The following is a 22,523-nucleotide window of genomic DNA, read 5'->3' on the forward strand; positions in this document are numbered from 1 at the left end:
TGCCGCTATTTACTCTAATAAGAGACGTTATAAAAGGGATTCAATGCAAATTACAACCAATAAAATCGACTCGGCTAATGCGAAAATCAACGCAGCTATCACTCGCGGTACTATCGATGCAAACATCGAAAAAATCGCCAACCAACTCTCAAAAGAGGCAAAAATTGCAGGATTCCGTAAAGGAAAAGTGCCGGTAAGTGCGGTTAAAAAACAATACGGTGAGCGTTTGGTACAAGATGCCGAAGCACAAGCACTGCGTGACCTTTTGAGTGCAGGTCTTAAAGAGATGGAAATCGCATCTGACGCCCTTATCGGTGAACCGCAAATCGCTAAATTTGAGAAAAACGATAACGGTATCGACGTAGAAGTCGTTATCGCAACCCGCCCTGCAATCACCCTTGGGGATTACACGGCAATGGTTCCGGCAGTTGAAAAGCCGGCAATTGATGATGCAGCAGTTATGGCACGTATCGAAGAACTCGCTTCTGCACAAGCACCACTTGTTAATGTCGATGAAGATCGCGCATTGGTAAGCGGTGATACAGCGCTTATCGATTTTGAAGGTTTCGTAGATGGTGAAGCGTTCCCGGGCGGCAAAGCTGAAGAGTTCTCTCTTCGTCTAGGAAGCGGTCAATTCATCCCAGGATTCGAAGATCAAGTGATCGGAATGAAAAAAGGTGAAGAAAAAACCATCGCCGTCACTTTCCCGGAAAATTACGGCGGAGAAAAACTTGCAGGAAAACCGGCTGAATTCAAAGTGAAAGTTCACGCTATCCAAGCCAAAGAAGCGGTAACCGTGGATGAGGAATTGGCGAAAAAAATGCTTCCTGGATTTGAAGATGCAAGCGTTGATATGCTCAAAGAAAAAGTAAAAGAACAACTCGAAACGGAAGCAATGAGCGTTAAATACAACGACGAGCTCAAACCGGCGCTAATGGAAACGTTTGTAAGCGCATTCACCATCGATCTTCCAGAATTCATCGTTGAACAAGAGATGGATATGGCACTCAATAAAAAAGCACGTGAAATGAGCGAAGCAGAGCTTGAAGAACTTCGTAACGATGCTGAAAAAGTAAAAGCGATGCGTGAAACATTCCGTGATGATGCATGCCGCGCTGTTAAAGCTACTTTCATTGTTGATGCATTGGCGAAAGCAGAAAACATCAGCGTGAATGAACAAGAGCTTATGCAAACTATCTACTACGAAGCGATGCAAATGGGTCAAGATCCGATGGCGATCTACAAACACTATCAAGAATCAGGATATCTTCCTGCGATTCAAATGGCGATGATCGAAGATCGTGTTCTCAGCAAATTGCTTAACGATAAAATCAAGTAATTGCAATGAGTTACATCCCTTACGTCATTGAAAAAACAGGGCGTGGAGAGCGATCTTACGATATCTACTCCCGTCTTTTAAAAGACCGTATTATTATGCTCAGCGGTGAAGTGAACGATGCCGTTTCTTCTTCTATCGTAGCGCAGTTACTGTTTTTAGAAGCCGAAGACCCTCAAAAAGATATCTATTTTTATATCAATTCTCCCGGCGGCGTAATCACTTCTGGGATGGCAATTTATGATACGATGAACTACATTCGTCCGGATGTGTGTACCATTTGTATCGGTCAAGCCGCTTCAATGGGGGCATTTTTGCTCAGTTCAGGTGCAAAAGGGAAACGTTATGCTCTCCCTCATGCACGCATCATGATTCATCAGCCTCTCGGCGGAGCGCAAGGTCAAGCGACAGACATTGAAATCCAAGCCAAAGAGATTTTGCGCATGAAAGCCGAACTCAATGAAATCTTGGCAAAAAATTGCGGACAAACCGTCAAAAAACTCGAAAAAGATACCGATCGCGACAACTTTATGTCAGCTGCGGAAGCAGTAGAATATGGTATCATTGATGAAGTATTGGTTCAAAAAGAAAAAGAAGAGAAATAAGGGATAAGCACCATGGCAACTCTCAGCAATCTCAAACGTACTCAGCGAACGATCATAACGAAAAACAATGAAGAAAATACCTTCATTAATACTTCAGCGCTGAGCGATCCTACCAGCGATCTTGAGATTTTTGCGAAAGAGGTGCTAAACGCACTGATCTCGGATAATCTTCCCCCCACCCCAAATAATTTTGCTCTTTACTTCGACCGCATTTTAGAAGACAAAAGTGAAAGTCTACGTCGACAAATCGGCTCTATTTTAGAGCTTGAAGAGGGCAACCAAGAAGAATCCAGCATCGAACTTGAGAAAATCCTCAAACAAGGTTTTTCCTCCGTTAAAAGTATTTTGCAATTGAGCGCAACTCTTTATAAAAATATCTCTTTAATGGAGAAAATTTTAGAAAAACGACAAGACGAAATCAAGGACATCCCTTCACTGAGCGGTGCCAATGATCTTTTAGCATCTCTTGGCGACGATGTCGGAAAACTCAGTTCCATCCTCAAAAAGCAAGTTTCGCACATGAAAACGATTTATGAGGAAACCGCTACGATTGTCAAGCAAGTTGAAAATGAAACCATTTTTGATAACCAATTCGGTGTCTATAACAAACGGTTTTTGATCACAAAATTGGAGCAAGAAGTTCATCTCATCGATGAGTTCAAACACAAAAGTTCTCTTATTACCGTTCGATTGACAAAAGCAACCGGCGAGATAGTGCAAAGTGAAAAAGCACAACATTTGATGGTCCGTACCGTAGCTCGCCTTCTCCTTAAAACATCGCGTCGCAGCGATACCGTAGCTCATTACGGTAGTGGGATTTTTGCGATGATGCTCAAGCACACCGATATCGAAAGTGCCAAGCGCGCATCCGAGCGGCTTTATGATCTTGTTTCATCGAGCAACTTCTTTATCTCAGAACATGAAATCCAGCTCCGTATTGCTATCGGTATTGCAGAACTCACTACTGCCCGCAGCGTAGATCAAACCCTAATCTGTGCTCTTGAAGCGATGGATGCCGCAGAAAACAATCCAAAACTCCGCTTCATGGTCGGCAATTAAGGCATTTATGACTCTCCCTATTATCACCTATCCCAATAAGCAGCTCAAAGTTCGTTCATCCGAAGTAATCCAGTTTGATGGATTGCTCCACCAGTTTTTGGATGATATGTTTGATACCATGATGAGCTCTAACGGGATAGGATTGGCCGCTATCCAAGTCGCCAATCCTATCCGAGTGCTTATACTGTGCATACCGGATGAAGAGGGAAATCAGGGTAAAGAAAATCTCTTGGAGATTATCAACCCCTCAATTCATAATCCAAAAGGGAATACGCTCTATCAAGAGGGGTGCCTCAGTGTACCGGGGTTTTATGAAGATGTAGAACGCTATGAATCTCTTACGCTCCATTATCAAAACCGCCATGGAGAACCATGCACCCTCGAAGCGACAGAGCTCCTTGCGATTGCTATTCAACACGAAATCGATCATCTCGACGGAAAACTCTTTATTGAAAAATTGACCTATAATCGTCGTAAAAAATTTGAAAAAGAGTACAAAAAAGCTCAAAAAGAGAAAAAATAACCTTCATCTAAAATATTGCATCATGCAATATTTTTCCTCACAGTCAACCATTTTGATACCATAACTGTTAAATTTAATTTCAGGCATACGTCATGAAACAATTACTCTGTGCTACATTCGAAGGGATTGACGCATCTAGTGTCGAAGTACAATTTACCGCTACAAAAGGGCTGCCAGCATTTACTATAGTCGGTATGGCAAATACAGCAATTACCGAGAGTAAGGAGCGCGTAAAATCGGCTTTGCTCAGTAATGACTTCATCTTTCCTCCGAAAAGGCTCACGATTAATCTTGCACCGAGTGATATTCGCAAAGAGGGGAGTCACTTCGATCTTCCAATAGCGGCTTTAATTGCCCTAGGAAATTATGAAGGAGCGTTAAATGATTGGTATGTATTCGGAGAACTAGGCTTGGATGGCACTGTAACGGAAAATACCCTGCTCTATCCCATCATCCTCTCTTTAGCCAATCAAGGGATAATCAACCGTGCCATCGTTCCAAAAACAAGCCTCTCTAAACTCTCCAAAATTCCAAATATCACTTTCTACGGGGTTGATACGCTATCCGATACTCTGAATCTTTTGCGTGCCGAAACGCTTCCAGAAGCAACGTCACGTATGGATAGCTTCGATTTTAGCCGTTTAATACACCATGAGAAAGCATATTATTACCATGAACGCTATCCCCTCGATTTCATCGAGATCAAAGGTCAAGAACATGCCAAACGCTCTGCACTCATAGCAGCGGCAGGAATGCATAATCTTTTATTGGAAGGCTCTCCGGGAAGCGGAAAATCGATGATTGCCAAACGACTGGTACATATTATGCCGCCGCTTCATAACAATGAGATATTAGAATGTGCAAAACTTGAGATATTGGAAGGCAAAGAGCCCTCTTTTACTCCATCCAGACCTTTTCGATCCCCACACCACTCTTCGACATCTGCAAGTATTTTCGGAGGCGGAACCCATAAAGCGCAAATCGGCGAAGTCGGTTTGGCACATGGGGGGATACTCTTTTTCGATGAGTTGCCCCACTTTTCCAAAACTGTCCTTGAAGCATTGCGTGAACCGCTCGAAGATCGTCATATTCGTATCTCACGGGTCAATACGAAAGTGACCTATGATGCCAATTTTCTTTTTGTCGGGGCGATGAACCCCTGCCCTTGCGGCAATCTATTCAGCACAACTACGGCATGTCGTTGCAGCGATATCGAGATCAACCGGTACAAATCCCGCCTATCCGATCCGTTTTTAGATCGGATTGATCTGTACGTCCAAATGCACGCCGTAAGTGCGGAAGACAAGCCAAGTGTCTCCTCGCATCAACTTCATAAAAAAGTACGAGAAGCGTTTTTACGGCAAAAAGAGCGGGGGCAGAAATCCCTAAACGGAGCATTGAGCGATGCCGAAATCGCTCACTATTGTCCTCTCAACACCGAAACTCAGGAAGTCATCGATCAAGCAATCGGAAGATTTGGATTGTCATTTCGCGCCGTTAGCCGCATACTAAAAGTTGCTCGCACCATAGCAGATATCGAGGGAAAAGAAAATATCGAGAAAGGGCATCTTCTCGAAGCATTAAGCTATCGCAAACGCTAAATTTTTATCTTGCAACACGATTGCCACACTATGACGCTATGATGCGTTCACTATAATTCTTCGAAGGGGCAATCTTTGAATTCGATCAACACCAACCAACCCGCATCATTCACCAATGATATGGCGTCAAAAGTACAGCTTCAAAAAAGCAAACCGACTGAAATGGAATCGTCCGAATCATCTGCGAATACGCAAATGAACACTATGAGTTCTTCGGCAGTAGAAACGACCGGAAAAGGCGGTTTGCTTAATATCACTGCATAAGTATCACTAGGTATAAGCATCTTTTTACGCTGGGGCTATCTGCCCCAAAAGATCAAAACGTTGCAACAACCCACGTCGTAATAAAGTATCCACCGATCAACAGCCATGCAAACATTGCTCCCGCAGTGTAAAGAGGTGCCAGACCAAGCCCTTTGAACTTAGCAAAGCGAGTTCCCATCCCCAATGCCGTCATAGCCATTGTTAATAAAAAAGTGTCAATCATATTAATATCCGAGACAATAGACCCGATAAGAGCTGAAATACCTTCTCCAACATGTGCGAGACTGTATTGTTGCAATAAAGAATTCACCCCTGCCATACCGATAAAATATACCGCAAACCATGGAATCACCAACTTGACTCCGCCTCCTGAGGCTCCGCTTTTCTTTGCCGCATACGAAAGATAGATTCCCAAAACGATCAGCATCGGAGCAATCATAATGACACGTGTCATTTTGACGATGACTGCGGCATCTGCCGCCTCTTTTCCGTATGCTCCGCCAACCGCTACGACCTGAGCAACTTCATGAATCGTACCGCCGACAAAAATACCGAACGTTCGATCATCCATCCCCGCAAAAACCCCTGCCGAGTATAAAGCTGGATACAAAAACATCGCTATGGTTCCAAAAAGCACTACCATTGACACCGCAATCGCCGCTTTGTGCTCTTCACTCTTCAAGACAGGTTCAGTCGCCAAAACTGCTGCCGCACCGCATACCGAAGCCCCCGAAGCGGTAAGCATCGATGTATCTCTATCGAGTTTAAATATTTTTTGGCCCAAATAGGTTCCCAAAATAAAAGTAGATGAGAGCATGATCAAAGAGACCATAAAGCCTTCCATCCCTACCTCGGCAATTTGCTGAAACGTGATACGAAATCCGTAAAATACAATTGCAAAACGGAGAATTTTTTTACCGGAGAAGGTAATCCCGCTTTCCCAAACCGAAGGGATACGGTTGTGCATCGTATTGGCAAAAAATATCCCCAGTACAATCCCGACAACAAGGGGAGAAATTCCAAGATGTTTAACTACGGAAAGATCGGCAATCATAGTAGCGGCAGAAGCGAATATCGCGACAAAAAGGATACCGCTGAGGGTATCTTTTCGCTTTGCAGGTGAAAACGGCATAAGGTCTCCTATCAAAATAAAAATGACATTATAAACCCAATCACAATAATGTCAAAATATTAAGGGACAACAATCTCCAATTTATTCGCTATCGCGTCACTTTTTGCATCTTTTATCATCTCAACGGTCTTGATTTTAACCCTCTTGTCCAATCCAAATTTGATAAAATAGTTTCGTATGGCATCACCTCGCTGTTGCCCTAAAAGTTGGAGTTCAGCAGTGCTAACCGGTTGAAGTGGTATCAACTTTTCGACGAGTGCCGCTGAAAAATGGCGGACATAAGCGGCTTCTTCCGGATACTTCTCTTTGTACTGCGATTTAAGCGCTTTGAGTTCATTTTTATCCAACGACTCTTCCGCGATAGATTCAAGTACTTCGACGCTCATCGCCTGTATCGAATCGATTTTGAGTTTTTTGTTTCGGTTCGCTCCCGCTTGTACCAATTTACGCTCTTTTAGCGCATAAAGATCAAATGTATCATCGTAGCTGCCGTATACATGTAACATCAACTTTGGTCGTTTGGTAAGCATACTCGTCACCTTATCGAGCTTTTCAATCTGCGGCGGTGTCAAGCTCACTGAACCAGGCTCAAAATCGATAGAGGAGAGCGTATCGGTCTCGATACCCATCATCGATCCCAACAATCGAAACGGTGAAGTAACCGCTTTGGTGAAAAGGTTTCCGATCACTTGCCACACAACTTTTCCGTATTTGAAATCGGGACTATTCACATCCCCCTCGATCGGCAGATCGATATCGATAATCCCCTCGCTGTCTTCTAGCAATGCCACCACAAGGCGCAGCGGCCATGGAGAACCCCCCTCTTTTTCCTCACCCACTTGGATCTGTTTGATGAGAACACGGTTCGCACCGTTGAGCTTGCCCTGATCGATTTTGTAGCCCAAATCCAAAAAGAGTTTACCCCCCTCGATTTTGTATCCCAAGAACTGAAGAGAATACGGCGTGTACCCTTTGAGTTCCAGATTTTCAAAAGCCACCTTCAAATCGGTGAATTTTTTTGGAGCTTTCGTATTGAGCGATCCGTCAATTTTTGCTTGTCCGTATTGATCTACTCCTCCTCGAAGTTTCACAAACGTCGTTACATCTTTTGTCGTTGAGATCCCCAATACCGACCCTTCCAAATCATGGATATAGGTTTTAAACGGCAACGGCAAAGACATATCGCTAAACGTCGCACTGCTGCCGCGGAGAAGAAGTTTTACAATGTCCATTCCAAACGGATGAGCGGATGCTTTTGTACTGTTCGAATCCGAAGCGGCTTTTTTACTCAGTGTCGAGTAGTTCAATACTTTTTTCGCATCAATATGGGCATTGGTATAGAATCCGTCTATCGCCAGTTGATTGATCTTGAGCCGATTATCGGGATAGGAGTACGCAAACGGTGTCACCCCGATTTTATTCCATCCCAAAAGTACCGAGTTATCACGTGAATCATTAATGACCCAATCATCCAATGCCACCTTTCCTTTTAGTTCAGTTTTTGAAGGGGTATACTCATAATCACTCGAAATCGACAGATTTCCTCTTCGAAGCGATGCGTAGGTACTCGGTTCGATATACGGATCAACCAATGAGACATCCAAACCTGAGAGCTCAAATGTACCCCGAGAACTCAACGGAGAGCGGATCACATCGCTTCGGAGGTTTACTGTAGCGTTTTGATTGAGCCGTGCTCCAAAAGTGAGTGTATTAGCTACTGAAGGATCGCTTTGAAACCCTTTTAGCGACCCATTCATTTGATCGAGATTCAATACCACTTTTTTGGAGGGAACCTCATCGATAAACCCGACTGCACTGTTGGTGAGTGCGATCTCTCCGATACCATAGTTCCACGGAGAAGAGGTTTCATTGGTCTCTTTTTTTGGAAACGCTTTTTGAGTTTTCTCGATATAGCTCAACCAATCGATGCTCCCATCATGATCACGTTTCGCCGAAATATTCAATCCATCTATTTTTAGTACTCCCGCACTAAAGCTCTTTTGCATCGGCTTGAGGGTTCCATCACTCAAACGCAATGAACTCAGACTCATCAGATTATGCTGTTCCCCTTTGGGGATAATTCGGAGCTTTTCAATTTCAAAATGGAGATTCGAGAGTTCCGTAGCATTCACATCATTGCTGTTGAATCGATAATCAAATCCTATCCCAGCTGTTCCGTCCGCCACCTCTATCGCCATTTTCTCTTTAAAATAGCTCCACGGAGTGTAGAGTTTTCCACTATTGAATGCTACGCTTCCTCCGATACTCAATGGAGCGAGGGCATCGATTTTCCCTTTGAGATCGACAAATCCCCCCTCGTTAATCGTGGCGTAGAGTCGCATTTTTCCGTTCTCACTCGAGAGATCTCTTAGATCGATATTATCCAAATTAAATGCGATAGGTCCCACATCCAAGGCATAGGGTTTTCCGTCTGCATAATCACTGTAATCGAGCATCCCGTTTGTGAGGGCAAAATGGTTGATGATGAGCCCCATCGGCTCGGTTTTTTTATCCTCTTTGGGTTTGTCTCCCCCCAGTTCGGTGAGCCATTTAAAGTTAAAATCACCGTTTTGATCCCGCTTGATTGTTATTCTGGGATCCACCAACGAAAGGTCTTTGACAATTACCCCTTTTTTCCAGAGATATGCCGTCGGATCCACATTGATCGTAAATTTTTCCAATGCGATAAAATCGGTGTTATGAGGTGTTTTAAAAGCTACTTTGGAAAGACTCAAATGGAAGGTAAAGGGGTTAAACGAAGCTTTTTCGACCGAAAATGCTCCCCCTTTTGTTGTTTCAAAAACTTTTCCTGGGACAATATTTTTAATGAGATACGGAACACCGAAAAATCCTGCGATTGCATACGTCGACACCGCTGCCGCCAGCGATTTAAAGATCAGCCGTTTATCCATTGCATCACCCTTTTGAAAAACTATTTTCATTTTATCATACTTAAATCTATATTTGGACATAATCATCTACTTTATCCGTAAGACAGGAATTGCCGAAATGAAGCGTAAACAAATTTACAATCCAACCTCCAACGAACATGTAAACGACCGCCAGATTTTCGGCGGAAACCCTACCGGTATTTTCGAACTCAACAACATCAAATACCAATGGGCGTACAACCTATGGGAGATGATGCTCAACAACACATGGTTCCCAAAAGAGGTCGATATGACCCGGGATGCCGTCGATTACAAATACCTCACTGAGATGGAAAAAACGGCGTACGACAAAGCCCTCAGCCAGCTTATTTTCATGGATAGCCTCCAAACGAACAATCTCATCGATAACGTCAACCCGTACGTCACTGCGCCGGAGATCAATCTGATCTTGGTACGCCAAAGCTTCGAAGAAGCGCTCCATTCTCAAAGCTACGCCGTTATGGTCGATTCCATCAGCCAAAATAGCGAAGAGATTTACGATTTGTGGCGTAAAGATATGATGCTCAAAACCAAAAATGATTCGATTGCCGCACGTTACAATGAGCTTGCCAACGATCCATCCGAGAGTGCATTCGTCAAAGCGTGTTTTGCCAACCAGATTCTCGAGGGAATCTACTTTTACAGCGGATTCACCTACATCTATACCCTCGCCCGTTCCGGCAAAATGCTCGGATCCGCGCAAATGATCCGTTTTATCCAACGCGATGAAGTGACTCACTTGGTACTGTTCCAAAACATCATCAATACTCTTCGCCGCGAGCGTCCAGATCTTTTCACCGAACAACTCATCGAAGAAGTTTATGACATGTTCCGCAAAGCGGTAGAACTCGAAACCGCATGGGGCAAATACATCACCCAAGGGCAGATTTTGGGTCTAACGAATGAAATCGTGGAACAATACATCCAATACCTCGCCGACCAACGTCTTAGCGCAGTAGGATTGAAACCGCTTTACAACGTATCGCATCCGATCAAATGGGTTGATGATTTCTCGAAATTCAACGACCAAAAAACCAACTTCTTCGAAGGTACCGTCACCAACTACTCCAAAGGAAGCCTCAGTTTTGACGACTTCTAAAACCCGCTCCATCGTATCGCTTTGTTTTGAGACCGATCTAGATTTCTCCAAAAATCTTGAGCGTCTCATTGCACTTATCGATCAAACCCCTGAAGATGCCATTGTCGTTGCTCCCGAAGTGTGTTTGAGCGGTTTTGCGTACGATCGTTTTGCCGAAGCCGCCGCATTCACCCCTTTCGCACTGAAACAGCTTCATGCGCATATCGGTGAGCGTCTGCTGATCTTTACCGCGATCACAAAAGACAATGGGCTATTCTACAACGTCGCATACGCCCTCCACCAAGACAAAATCCTCCATACCCAATCCAAAGCGAAACTGTTTGCCCTCGGTGCGGAGCATGAACACTTTGCACCGGGCGATGAAAAGGCTATTACGCCGTTTCTCTTTGAAGGGATCAAAATCGGTATCCTCATCTGTTTTGAACTTCGGTTTAAAACCCTTTGGCAGCAGTTGGAAGGGTGCGATATCATTGCGATCAGCGCTCAATGGGGAAAACTGCGCAGCGAACACTTTGTCACCCTCACCAATGCACTTGCCCTCATCAACCAGTGCTACGTCATCGCGAGCGATGCGGCCAATAGCGATACGAGCGCGATGAGCGGGATCATCACCCCCTTTGGCGGCGAAATCCGTAACAGCGGAGCAGAGGTATTAGCCTCCCATTATGAAACGCGCACGGTTGACTCCATGCGCCGATACCTGAACGTAGGAATAGTATGAGCATCGATAAAATAACGATCATCAAAACCACCCGAATGGCGGATGAAATCGCCAAAAAATTCCCCCTCAAGCCTATTGTCAAAAACGCCATTGTCCATACGAACCGAGAAGCGTTCGTACCGCTTGCGATGCGCCACAACGCCTATCGTCTCGATGCCCTCCCGATCGGTGCACAACAGTACATCTCCTCACCGCTCACCGTTGCCAAAATGACCCAATACCTCAGCCCTGAGGGGTGCGATAATGTCCTTGAAATCGGGTGCGGCAGCGGCTATCAGGCGGCGGTTCTCTCCAAAATCTTCCGCCGCGTCTTTACAATCGAGCGGATCGAATCGCTCCTGCTGGAAGCAAAAGATCGTTTTCGCCATCTCCATCTGGGCAACATCCATACCCGCACCGATGATGGCCAAAACGGGTGGGAGCAATATGCACCGTTTGATCGTATCTTATTCTCCGCATCGGCGCGCACCATCCCTCAAAAACTCTTCGATCAGCTCAGAGAAGGGGGGATATTGCTCGCTCCGATGGAACGGGGACGGGAGCAGGTGATTACCCGCTTTACGAAGCAGGGGGGAAAAATCCACGAGGATGCTCTGGAATCGTGCGATTTTGTCCCTGTATTGGACGGAGTGGTGCGATGAGCGATCAACGCGAATTTTGGAATGAACGCTTTGCCAAAGAGGGGTATTTTTACGGTACGACCCCCAATCTCTATATTGCATCGCACATCGATCGTTTAAAACCTGCCTCCTCTATCCTTTTTTTAGGAGAAGGGGAGGGGCGTAACGCCGCATACGCTGCAAAACTTGGTCATACTGTAAGTGCATTGGATGCATCCAATATCGGTCTGGAAAAAGCCCGTGCACTCGCCCACTCGTTCGGGTATGAAATCACGACGATCCATACCGATCTGGAGATGTGGGAACCGACCGAACACTACGATGCGATTCTTTGTTCATTTCTCCATTTGCCCGAACCGCTACGCAGCGATGTCTTTGCCAAGGTAATTCGCCATTTGACCCCGAAGGGGGTATTCGCGGGTGAGTTTTTCTCGATTCATCAGCTTCCAAAAACAACCGGAGGTCCAAAAGACACCTCGCTTCTCTACACCGCCGATGCGCTTCAAACGCTCCTATCCACCCTCCCCTGTACGATAGAAGAACTCTATGAGACCGATACCGAACTCAACGAGGGAAGAGGGCACATCGGCATCGCTTCGGTTGTCCGTATGGCGGTACGCGTATGAGCAATAGTCTCCCCGAACCGTTTGTCGAGCGTTTGGAGCAGATTGTTCCACGTGAACAGTTTGATTCGATACTCCGCACGTTCGATTCCCCAAAGCAGGTCACCTTTCGGCTCAACACTCTCAAATCAACCTCCGATGCCCTCGAAGATGCCCTCCGCATCGCCCAAATCCCTTTTGAGCGAGTTGAGTGGACCGAGGGATTGATCGAAGGGGTCTATCGTATTGCCCCCGAGGAGAAACTTCGACTCACTCAGATCGAAGCATTTTACGAAGGGCATTTTTATATCCAAAACCTCGCATCGATGTTCGCACCCGTATTACTCGCCCCGCAGCCCGAAGAGACGGTGCTTGATCTGGCCGCCGCGCCGGGGGGCAAAACTCTTATGCTCGCAGGGATGATGAAAAATACAGGGTGGCTCTCCGCCGTGGAACCCTCTAGAGAGCGTTTTTTCCGTCTGTGCGATAACCTCAAATCTCAAGGGGTGACCAACGCCCACACCTACATGACCGATGGGCGCAGTGTAGGGAAAAAATGTCCGCTGATGTTTGATCGCATCTTGCTGGATGCACCGTGTTCTTCCGAAGCACGATTCAAAACCCACGAACCCAAAAGCATGAGCTACTGGAGCGTCCACAAGGTCAAAGAGACCTCCAAACTCCAGCGCCGTTTGCTCCTCTCGGCATTTGATGCTCTCAAACCCGGAGGCAGATTGCTCTATAGCACCTGCTCATTTTCTCCTGAAGAAAACGAAAGCCCTCTCCAGCACCTCTTAGAGCGTCATGGTGAGCATTTAAAGACGCTACCCATATCTTTGCCCCTCGAGAACGTTCAAAAGCCTCTGGCACGTTGGGGAAAAGAAATCTATGACGAACGGATCCAAAACGCCGTCCGAATTTTGCCAACCGATACGATCGATGGTTTCTTTCTCTGTCTGTTGGAGAAAATTTAACCACAAGTAGTTTTGATTTTCTATTTTTGCCTTAAGCTATTATGGTAAAATATCATTATCCTTTGTAGGGAGCATAACTATGTCAAAGTGTACAGCCGTTTTAGCATTTTTGTTCATTAGCTTCTCTACCCTTTTCGCGTCCTCCGCTGAACAGCTCGCCCATGATGGCGAAGTTGCCTTTTATCACCAAAACTATATCGAAGCCCGAAAAGCACTGGTTCCTGCCGCACAGCAAGGGAACCTCCAAGCCATCTATCTCTTAGGAGTTATGAGCCTTCACGGCTACGGTGCCCCGATGAATTACAAAGAGGCGGTACGGATTTTTAAACTCGGCGCCCAAAGAAACCATCCTAATTCTCAAGTCGCACTCGGCGTTTTGATGATCGAAGGGATCGGGATACCCCAAGATCACAAAACCGCTTCCCGTTTATTGAAGCAGGCGGCAAAAAACGGCAATGCCGATGCACAGCTGATTCTCGGATGGCTCTACAAAAACGGAGTAGGGGTCAAAGTGAACAATACGATCGCCTATGCGCTGTGGAATTACGTAGCGGCACAGGGGAGCGACTGGGCACGGATCAGCCGCGATGAGATGTATTACGAGCTCACCGAAGCAGAACTCTACCGCGGTCAAGAACTCTCTTCCAATCTTCCAAAACTCTGGAAAAGCGTCGCTTCCGACACCCCGCAATCCACCAAAACCACTCTCAAACGACATAGCTAAGTCTCAATGCAATCGATACTTTTTGTCTGCCTTGGAAATATCTGCCGCTCACCGATTGCCGAGGGGGTCGCACGCCGCCTGATAGAGCAGCGGGGTCATAATATCGTTGTCGACTCTGCGGGAACGGGCAACTGGCACGTTGGGGAAACACCGTGCGAGCACTCCGTAGCCGTCGCCCGTAATCACGATGTCGATATCTCTCAACTCCGTGCCCGTCAAGTCAAAAAAGCCGATTTCACCACTTTTGATCTCATCGTTGCATTGGATCAAAGCAATTATCGCGATCTCAAAGCGTTAGGATGTCAGAATCTGGTCAAATTGGGCGATTACGGACATGGGGGCGCCGATGTCCCTGATCCATACTTTTTTGACGGATTTGAGGGATTTGAGAACGTTTATACGATGATTGAGAGTTGCGTGAAAGAGTTACTCAACCGCTAAAGGGGAGTTCTTCGTATCCGATGGAATCTCCAAGGATATACAAAGGAGATTCATTACAGCGTCCGCTGTAACTTCCTATCGCTAACGCGGCGCTAGAGGGTGTTAGCTCGACCGTTATCCCCTCCGACATATCCAAACCGCGCAGAACATTATCACTGAGCAGTTTGGCATCATTCACACCCTCTATGCGAAATAGTACATCGATCCAGTCATAGCCGCGCGCGATATCCTGAACACTGAAACGGATTTCGATGGAAGTAGGGGAGAGGGGAGTTAGAGAGCGGATTTCACCCTGAACCGCATTATCAATACGCTCCATCAGGTTTTTAAGCGTTGAAACGCTCAGGGGCTTTACTGGCACCCTTCACACTCCATTGAACGATCCGCCGTATCATTTTTTTGCTCCGGTGATTGTGAGCGTAGATAGTAGGTCGATTTGAGTCCCAATTTCCATGCGAGCATATAGATGTCGTTGAGATATTTCCCGCTGGCACGGTCTAAAGTGATAAAGATATTGAGGCTTTGCCCCTGATCGATCCATTTTTGACGGATTGCCGCCGCTTTGACCAAGATCGTTTGATCGAGATCATACGCAGGAGTATAGTAACCCCACGTCTCAGGGCTGAGTTTCGGCGCACACACCGGAATCAGACCCGATAGGTTCTCTTCGAACCATTTGCGTTTATAGATCGGCTCAATCGTTTGAGTCGTACCGGTGAGGATAGAGATCGATGACGTCGGTGCAATCGCCATGAGATAGCCGTTACGCATCCCTTGGCGCTTGATCGTCTCACGAAGTTCATCCCACTCGTAATTCGGAGCGAACAATCCGCCGCGATCGATCAGATTGAGCACTTCCGGTGTCGCATGATCCATAGGGAGGATTCCTCGGCTCCATTTTGAACCCGAAAACTCCGCATACGATCCTTTTTCAACCGCAAGATTCGAAGAGGCTTTAATAGCGTTATAGCTTACCGCTTCCATCACTTCATCGATTTTGTCAAAGTGTTCTTGGCTTCCCCATACGATTTTATTCTCAGCCAACATTTGCGCTTCACCCATAACACCCAAACCGATCGCACGGCTGCGCATATTGGTACGTTTCACTTTTTCAAGCGGGTAGAAGTTCAAATCGATAACATTATCAAGAGCGCGGATCGCTACCGGAACGATACGATCGATATCTTCTTTGGTATGAACACGCGAGAGGTTGACCGATGCGAGGTTACAAACCGCTGTAGCACCGTCTACTTTCTCTTTTTCGACGATATAGATCGGACGTCCGCCCAATGAATCGAGCGCCGTGATTTTGTTCGCCGGTTTCTCGATACCGCTGTCTACTTTGACGATCTCCTCTTCTTCGAATGTCACGTATGAGCCGTCTTCGTATTTCACTTTGATCAAATAGTGGTTCGGCTGGGTATTTTGGAAAATCTCGGTACACAGGTTTGAACTGCGGATGATTCCGTAGTGATCGTTCGGATTCGATCGGTTTGCACTGTCTTTGAAGCACAAGAATGGGCTTCCCGTCTCGAAATACGACGTAAGGATCTTTTTCCATAGGTCTTTGGCTTTGGTATGTTCTTTGGCAACGCTGCCGTCTTGCTCGAGTTCAAGATAGCGTTTTTCAAACGCTTCACCGTGAAGTTCGCTGAGCTCTTTGACATCGAATGGATCGAACATCGTCCAGATACCGTCTTCCATAACCCGTTTCATGAACATATCGTTGATCCAAAGGGCAGGGAACAAGTCATGCGCACGTCGTCGCTCTTCCCCTGAGTTTTTCTTCACATCAAGGAAATCTTTGACATCCATGTGCCACGGCTCGAGATAAACCGCAATCGCCCCTTTACGCGTTCCGAGCTGATCGACGGCAATCGCGATGTCGTTGGTGATTTTCAAGAACGGTACCGTTCCGCCCGCAGCGTTTTTATGACCGTCGATGAATGATCCCATCGCCCTTACCTGAGTCCAATCCCAACCGATACCGCCCCCGAATTTGGAGAGTAACGCCATCTCTTTGTACGCATCGAAAATCCCCTCGATATTATCAGGGGCAGAACCGATGTAACATGAGCTCAGTTGGTGACGGGTTGTACGCGCATTGGAGAGAGTAGGGGTCGCCATCATCACTTCAAATTTCGACATCATGTCGTAAAACTTTTTTGCCCACGTTTGGCGATCCGGTTCATTCTGAGCCAAGAACATCGCAACAGCCATAAACATATGCTGAGGAAGCTCGATCGGATCCCCTTTGCGGTCTTTGATCAAATAGCGATCATAAAGTGTTTTTACCCCGAGGTAGTTAAATTCCAAGTCACGTTCAGGAACGATGTACGCATCCAAATCCGCCAAATCGTATTTCTCTTTGAGTCCAAGTAAAATACGTCCTTCAGCTTCTCCACGCTCAAAATAGTCTTTGAGTTTTCCATATCCCGTAAACCCATTTACACGGTGGTACAAATCATAAAGAAATAAGCGTGCCGCTACAAATGTCCAGTTTGGAGTGTCGATATCGATTTTGTCTACCGCTGTTTTGATCAGCGTATGCTGAATCTCATTACTCGTAATGCCGTCACGAAACTGAATCTGTGCATCGACTTCCAATTCGCTTTGAGATACATTCATCAGCCCTTTGACAGCGGCTGACGTGTATTTTTGGATTTTAGTGATATCGAGCGGCTCGCGGCGGCCGTTACGCTTAATAATAGTTAACATCTCTCTCCCTTGGACTCATTATGGCTGTATTATAGTCATTCTAAATTTTATAATTTCTTATACCGTTTTTACGTTTTTTTTTGTTTATTATTTAAACACACGATTAAAAATTTTATCGACGTTTTTAGTGTAGTACCCATAGTCGAAACAATCACGAATCGCTTCTTCACTCAAACTTTGACGCAACTCTTCATCATCCAATAAATATTGCAGATAGAGACTTTCCCCTTTGTCGTTGATTGCACTTTTACCTTGCTGCAATCCTTCCCACACTTTCATCGCATTTCGTTGAACGATACGGTACGCATCTTCACGGCTTACCCCTTTGAGTGGAAGCTCAAGTAAAACACGTTGTGAGAAAACCAATCCGCCGGTGAGATTGAGATTACGCATCATATTCTCAGGATAAACGACGAGGTTAGCGATAACGTTATTAAAACGGTGAAGCATGAAATCCGCCGTGATAAAGCTATCAGGCAACCAGAAACGCTCGGTAGAACTGTGAGAGATATCTCGCTCGTGCCATAACGCAACGTTTTCCATTGCAGGGATAACGTACGCACGAACCATACGCGCTAACCCTGTGATATTTTCGGTCAAAATCGGATTACGTTTGTGAGGCATTGCGGATGAGCCTTTTTGCCCTTTTGCAAAAAACTCTTCACACTCATACACTTCCGTACGTTGCCAGTGGCGAACCTGTACCGCAAATTTCTCGACAGAGCTTGCCATCAATGCAAGTGCCGAAGCAAGACGTGCATAACGGTCACGTTGGATAACTTGGTTAGAAGCCGGTGCGGGTTTGAGACCTAACGCTTCACACGCATACTCTTCGAGTTCTAACGGTGCGTGAGCAAAGTTACCCATTGCACCCGATACTTGACCGACAGAGATTACTTCCATCGTTTGTTCCAAGTTTTCCAAATGGCGAGCCATCTCGTCATACCATACCGCTAACACCAATCCAAACGTAATCGGCTCACCGTGAATACCGTGTGAACGTCCGACGAGCAATGTCATCTTGTGCTCTTCGGCCCGCTTTTTGATTGATTCCATTACCATCTTCACGTCGTCGATAATAAGCGCCAAAGAATCACGCATCTGAAGAGCGACTGCAGTATCAACCGTATCGGACGATGTCATACCGTAGTGAAACCATCGGCTCTCTTCTCCGAGTGTTTCAGATACCGATGTTGTAAATGCAATCAAATCATGACGGGTGATCGCTTCGATCTCATCGATACGCTCAACCGAAAATCCTGCATTCTCTACAATCTTTTTTGCATCTTCATCCGGAATAAGACCCAATTTATTCCATGCAACGACTACCGCTTTTTCAACATCGAGCCAAGCTTGATATTTTGCTTGGATACTCCATTTGGATTTCATCTCTTCTCTGGCGTAACGATCTACCATTTATGCTTCCTTAACTATGCTAAAATTGCGCATCTTATTATATTAATATAGTTTATCCTACCCTCCCTAAAAAGGAATTAAATTGCCCTTCATTACCAAACGACTTCACTCTCCTATTCGACAGAAGGCATTTCGTTTTTTAATGCAGGAGTTAGGTATCACCCAGAGCGAAGCACAACGGCTGATCGCGAAAGGGCGGTTGAGTCAAAACGGTGAAGTGATGGCAAACAATGCAGGATTCATAGAAGAGGGGGATTTTGATTTTATCTGTTTTGAGCCTTTAACGTTAGGATTGGAACCTACGTTCGTCGAAGAAGAATTTGCAGTCTATGATAAGCCCAGCGGTCTATTGGTTCATCCGCAAAATCGTCATACTCCATACTCTCTCAATGATGAAATCAAGCACCGTTTCGGACATGAAGCCAACATTACTCACCGTATCGATCAAGAGACAAGCGGTTTGGTTTTGGCAGCGCGAAATAAAATCAGTGAACGTGTTTTGAAGATGATGTTTGAAGAACGCCAAATCACCAAACGTTATCTCGCGATGGTCAAAGGTCATCTCATAGAGCCTCTTGATATACAAGAGCCTCTATTACGTAGAGAAGATTCTAGTTCGATTATTCGAATGATTGTAAAGGTTCATCCCGAGGGTAAACCCTCCCGTACTTTTATAAAACCTCTCCAGTATTTCCCCGATACTGATACAACTCTCGTCGAAGCTTCACCGCTAACCGGACGCCAACATCAGATACGGGTTCATTTGTTCCACGTGGAACATCCAATCATCGGCGATCCGATTTACGGCCAACATGAAAATGATGCCGTCCGATTTTTGGATCGCGAGATGTCACTCGAAGAGCGGTTTAACAATACCGGTGCTTCTCGCTTATTGCTTCATGCACACTCACTCGAATTCATCTACAATGATCTCCATTACCATGTTGTGTCCAAAGAAGATTTTATCCGGCAATGTTTTGATGCCATGAAAAAGGTATAACCACTAATGCCTTTTCTCACTCAAACATATTTTTCTTCTACTCCGCAGAATGCATTAATGCTTCTCATAAATGAACTCAAAATCTCTCGAAGTGATGCACAACGATTTATTGCTCGCGGACGTTTGAGCCAAAACGGTGTTATCAAAGAGAACCCTTTTGAGATGATTATTGGCGAATATAATGTTGTCTGTTTTGTGCCCGAACCGCAAGGGATAAAACCTCTGTTAGTTGCTAACGACTTTGCGGTTTATGACAAACCAAGCGGTTTGCGAGTTCATCCAAATAACCTGGAAAACTACTATACCCTCAACGATGACATCAAACATACGTTTGGGAGTGATGCTAACGCAGCCCATCGTATCGATCAAGAAACGAGCGGTTTGGTTTTAGTCTCTCGGCATAAAAATGCTGAGGATATTTTAAAACAGCTTTTTGCAAACCGCCAAATAACAAAGCATTATTTGGCGATGGTCAGAGGTGAAATAAAAGAGGTCATTGATATCCAAGCACCTCTCTATCGAAACGATCACCCTAATCTCAAAATCTCTATGGAAGTCAAAGTCGATCCCCGAGGTAAACCTTCTCATACTATTATTACTCCGCTTCGCTATTTTCCCGATTTCGATATGACTCTCATCAAAGCATCTCCTCTCACCGGACGTACCCACCAGATACGCGTTCATTTGTTCCACGTGGAACATCCGATTATCGGCGATCCCGTTTACGGACAAAAAGTGGAAGATATTCACCGCTATATAGATAGAGAGATAAAAGGTCAAGAACGTATTGATAAAACAGGAGCAAGCAGACTTTTGCTTCATGCACAATCGTTGGAATTTAGCTACAAAGAGGAAAAATACATCATAGAATCCGAGAGTGATTTTCTCTCAGAATGTTTCAATTCTATGCAGATTGGTTGATATATCTTTGTCGTTTAGCTTCTTTAATTTTACGGATATCGACTAAAATATACCCGTCAATACAGTTGTTAAAATCCGTATCGATCCCAAAATCCATAAACTCTACTCCCCCCTCATCGCATAACTCACTGTACTGTTTATAGAGAGTTGGAACCGATACATCCAACGCTTTGAGATAGTCTTTTAGTACTCTAAAATCCTCATTGTAATTCTCACCGCTGAACAGATTTTTGAACTCATTTTGGACATATTCGGAGAGACGGTACGGTGATTTTGCTTTTACCATTGTATATTCGCTTCCAAAATAAAGGGTATAAAAATAGACCAATGCTTCCTGAGCGTGTTTCGGAAAACTTCCCGAAATACTCACCGGTCCCAACATGTATTTGATGTGCGGATTGTGGCTGAGATACGCACCGATCCCTTGCCACAGATAATCAAGTGCTCGGCTTCCCCAGTATTTTGGCTGAACAAAACTGCGTCCCAACTCAATCGCGTTTTCAAGAATAGTATCGAAACGATCACTCATCGTACACAGATCCGACATATATAATCCCTCTTTTCCAAGCCATGACAAAATCCATTCACATTCGCCGATACGATACGCTCCTGCAATCTCCAGTGCATCATCATCCCACAAAATCAAATGATGATAATAACGATCATATGCGTCAATGTCACGAGTATTACCGCTCCCTTCACCCACTTTGCGAAACGAGTATTCTCTAAGCCGTCCTATCTCATTGATAATATTCGGCGAATTTTCGTGTTCAATAAGATAGATTTGTTTGTTATCATTGGTCAATCCCAATAATTCTCCTCGACGCAATTCCTGTCTCAATTCCTGACGCGATACCGGATGAGCAATGGAACACTCGGTAGGATAAATCCCTTTTTTCCCTTGAGCGATACGAAAAAGATGTTTACGAAATAATTTGGCATGACGCTTTTCGCTAAAATTAAAATCGTTAAGAACCTTCTCACTCACCATCTCGCCTATTGTGAAATCAAAGACACGGTTTCGTGCAGCAAAGATTTCATGACTCAAAAGAAGAGCACCTAATGGTTTATAAATCCATGATACGCCATAAAATAAAAAACTGTTTTTCCCTTTGATATGGATAGGGAGAATCGGTGTCGCATTACGTTTTGCAAACTTGATAAATCCCCCTTTCCATATTCCTTCTTTTATTCCAAATAATCCTGCTCTGGATACTTCACCCGAAGGGAAAAAAATAACCGCTTCTTCTGCTTGCAGAGCACGATCTATTTGTTGCAAAGCATGTTTCGAAACACGATCATTTATATTATCAACACCGATCAAAAATTCTTTGAGTTGAGTGATTTCACCCAACATGCGATTGGCAACGATCTTTACTTTTTTATCCTGACGTACCGAACACACCATTTGAATCAAACAAAGAGCATCCAATGCACCCAGAGGATGATTGGCAACGATAATTACTTTTCCCATTGAGGGGATGTTCTCAATATGTTTGTGAATGGTTTTGTAGGAGACATTCAAATTTTCCAAAACGGTATCGATAAATTCCAGTCCGATTTTCCCATGATGTACTTCCATGAAATGGTTGATCGATTTTTCATGCAATAGCAATCGAATGAGATAAACAATCGTTTTATGTACCAAAGAAGGATAGTGAAATAATCGCGGATGAACTTTGCGTAAAATTGATTCCGTATTCAACATGAAATTTCCTTTTTATTTTAGGCAAAATCTATTTTTCACCTTAACTGCACGAAACATTAATTTGTGTTAATTTCAGATTGATTACGTTCTTATTACGACAATATTACTTTTAAATCGCAGAAAATAGAG

At 44.9% G+C, this 22,523-nt stretch carries 21 protein-coding genes; 15 read left to right on the plus strand and 6 right to left on the minus strand.

Features of this window, described 5'->3' with window-relative positions; translation table 11 throughout:
- Nucleotides 1-43 precede the first annotated feature (43 nt).
- The 6 genes from tig (at nt 44) to CJD30_RS08150 (ending at nt 5,388) form a co-directional block, all read left to right on the plus strand.
- Nucleotides 44-1,339, plus strand: a complete 1,296-nt coding sequence (tig, locus tag CJD30_RS08125; protein ID WP_294918189.1) for a trigger factor — start codon at nt 44-46, stop codon at nt 1,337-1,339.
- A gap of 5 nt (nt 1,340-1,344) precedes the next feature.
- Nucleotides 1,345-1,941, plus strand: a complete 597-nt coding sequence (clpP, locus tag CJD30_RS08130; RefSeq protein WP_294918191.1) for an ATP-dependent Clp endopeptidase proteolytic subunit ClpP — start codon at nt 1,345-1,347, stop codon at nt 1,939-1,941.
- A gap of 12 nt (nt 1,942-1,953) precedes the next feature.
- Nucleotides 1,954-3,000: a GGDEF domain-containing protein gene (locus CJD30_RS08135; RefSeq protein WP_294918193.1), complete on the plus strand. Its 1,047-nt coding sequence runs from the start codon at nt 1,954-1,956 to the stop codon at nt 2,998-3,000.
- A 7-nt stretch (nt 3,001-3,007) separates the two neighbouring features.
- On the plus strand, nt 3,008-3,523 hold the full coding sequence (def, locus tag CJD30_RS08140) for a peptide deformylase (RefSeq protein ID WP_294918223.1): 516 nt from the start codon (nt 3,008-3,010) through the stop codon (nt 3,521-3,523).
- Nucleotides 3,524-3,615: 92 nt separating this feature from the next.
- Complete coding sequence (locus CJD30_RS08145; RefSeq protein WP_294918195.1) at nt 3,616-5,124, plus strand: YifB family Mg chelatase-like AAA ATPase; 1,509 nt, start codon at nt 3,616-3,618, stop codon at nt 5,122-5,124.
- 75 nt (nt 5,125-5,199) lie between these two features.
- Nucleotides 5,200-5,388, plus strand: a complete 189-nt coding sequence (locus CJD30_RS08150) for a hypothetical protein (protein ID WP_294918196.1) — start codon at nt 5,200-5,202, stop codon at nt 5,386-5,388.
- Between the two features lie 52 nt (nt 5,389-5,440).
- Here the strand turns inward: CJD30_RS08150 and CJD30_RS08155 are convergent, their stop codons facing one another.
- Nucleotides 5,441-6,520: a YeiH family protein gene (locus CJD30_RS08155; protein ID WP_294918198.1), complete on the minus strand. Its 1,080-nt coding sequence runs from the start codon at nt 6,518-6,520 to the stop codon at nt 5,441-5,443.
- A 59-nt stretch (nt 6,521-6,579) separates the two neighbouring features.
- Nucleotides 6,580-9,462, minus strand: a complete 2,883-nt coding sequence (locus CJD30_RS08160) for a DUF748 domain-containing protein (protein WP_294918199.1) — start codon at nt 9,460-9,462, stop codon at nt 6,580-6,582.
- A 67-nt stretch (nt 9,463-9,529) separates the two neighbouring features.
- Here CJD30_RS08160 and CJD30_RS08165 point away from each other — a divergent pair, with 67 nt between their 5' ends.
- The 7 genes from CJD30_RS08165 to CJD30_RS08195 all read left to right on the plus strand — a co-directional run bounded on the left by CJD30_RS08165 (nt 9,530) and on the right by CJD30_RS08195 (nt 14,631).
- Nucleotides 9,530-10,549 (plus strand): ribonucleotide-diphosphate reductase subunit beta, encoded by a 1,020-nt coding sequence (locus CJD30_RS08165; protein WP_294918201.1) that lies wholly within the window; start codon nt 9,530-9,532, stop codon nt 10,547-10,549.
- Nucleotides 10,536-11,270 carry a carbon-nitrogen hydrolase family protein gene (locus CJD30_RS08170; protein WP_294918203.1) on the plus strand — a complete coding sequence of 245 codons (735 nt, stop codon included), beginning with the start codon at nt 10,536-10,538 and terminating at the stop codon, nt 11,268-11,270. Before CJD30_RS08165 ends, CJD30_RS08170 begins: the two co-directional genes overlap by 14 nt.
- Nucleotides 11,267-11,911: a protein-L-isoaspartate(D-aspartate) O-methyltransferase gene (locus tag CJD30_RS08175; protein WP_294918204.1), complete on the plus strand. Its 645-nt coding sequence runs from the start codon at nt 11,267-11,269 to the stop codon at nt 11,909-11,911. Before CJD30_RS08170 ends, CJD30_RS08175 begins: the two co-directional genes overlap by 4 nt.
- Nucleotides 11,908-12,516 (plus strand): class I SAM-dependent methyltransferase, encoded by a 609-nt coding sequence (locus CJD30_RS08180; RefSeq protein ID WP_294918205.1) that lies wholly within the window; start codon nt 11,908-11,910, stop codon nt 12,514-12,516. Before CJD30_RS08175 ends, CJD30_RS08180 begins: the two co-directional genes overlap by 4 nt.
- Nucleotides 12,513-13,466, plus strand: coding sequence for an RsmB/NOP family class I SAM-dependent RNA methyltransferase (locus tag CJD30_RS08185; protein ID WP_294918207.1), 954 nt, complete (start codon nt 12,513-12,515; stop codon nt 13,464-13,466). The genes CJD30_RS08180 and CJD30_RS08185 overlap by 4 nt, the downstream gene beginning before the upstream one ends.
- Before the next feature lie 79 nt (nt 13,467-13,545).
- Nucleotides 13,546-14,190: a tetratricopeptide repeat protein gene (locus CJD30_RS08190; RefSeq protein ID WP_294918209.1), complete on the plus strand. Its 645-nt coding sequence runs from the start codon at nt 13,546-13,548 to the stop codon at nt 14,188-14,190.
- Nucleotides 14,191-14,196: 6 nt separating this feature from the next.
- A complete protein-coding gene (locus CJD30_RS08195) occupies nt 14,197-14,631 on the plus strand; it encodes a low molecular weight protein-tyrosine-phosphatase (protein WP_294918210.1) in 435 nt (144 codons plus the stop codon).
- Here CJD30_RS08195 and CJD30_RS08200 read toward each other — a convergent pair.
- The 3 genes from CJD30_RS08200 to purB form a co-directional block, all read right to left on the minus strand.
- Nucleotides 14,621-14,992: a hypothetical protein gene (locus CJD30_RS08200; RefSeq protein WP_294918212.1), complete on the minus strand. Its 372-nt coding sequence runs from the start codon at nt 14,990-14,992 to the stop codon at nt 14,621-14,623. The two genes, CJD30_RS08195 and CJD30_RS08200, sit on opposite strands and share 11 nt — an antisense overlap.
- Nucleotides 14,983-17,349, minus strand: coding sequence for a ribonucleoside-diphosphate reductase subunit alpha (locus CJD30_RS08205; protein ID WP_294918214.1), 2,367 nt, complete (start codon nt 17,347-17,349; stop codon nt 14,983-14,985). The genes CJD30_RS08200 and CJD30_RS08205 overlap by 10 nt, the downstream gene beginning before the upstream one ends.
- Before the next feature lie 87 nt (nt 17,350-17,436).
- Nucleotides 17,437-18,765, minus strand: coding sequence for an adenylosuccinate lyase (gene purB / locus CJD30_RS08210; protein ID WP_294918215.1), 1,329 nt, complete (start codon nt 18,763-18,765; stop codon nt 17,437-17,439).
- 142 nt (nt 18,766-18,907) lie between these two features.
- Here purB and CJD30_RS08215 point away from each other — a divergent pair, with 142 nt between their 5' ends.
- Together CJD30_RS08215 and CJD30_RS08220 are read left to right on the plus strand one after the other, a co-directional pair.
- Nucleotides 18,908-19,765: an RluA family pseudouridine synthase gene (locus tag CJD30_RS08215; protein ID WP_294918217.1), complete on the plus strand. Its 858-nt coding sequence runs from the start codon at nt 18,908-18,910 to the stop codon at nt 19,763-19,765.
- A 57-nt stretch (nt 19,766-19,822) separates the two neighbouring features.
- Nucleotides 19,823-20,686, plus strand: coding sequence for an RluA family pseudouridine synthase (locus CJD30_RS08220; protein WP_294918219.1), 864 nt, complete (start codon nt 19,823-19,825; stop codon nt 20,684-20,686).
- On the opposite strand, the gene CJD30_RS08225 is transcribed toward CJD30_RS08220, so the two are convergent.
- Nucleotides 20,670-22,394, minus strand: a complete 1,725-nt coding sequence (locus CJD30_RS08225; protein WP_294918221.1) for a lysophospholipid acyltransferase family protein — start codon at nt 22,392-22,394, stop codon at nt 20,670-20,672. The two genes, CJD30_RS08220 and CJD30_RS08225, sit on opposite strands and share 17 nt — an antisense overlap.
- Between the last annotated feature and the right edge of the window lie 129 nt (nt 22,395-22,523).

The sequence above is a fragment of the Sulfuricurvum sp. PD_MW2 genome, assembly GCF_002633015.1.
In the GTDB taxonomy this organism is placed as follows: domain Bacteria; phylum Campylobacterota; class Campylobacteria; order Campylobacterales; family Sulfurimonadaceae; genus Sulfuricurvum.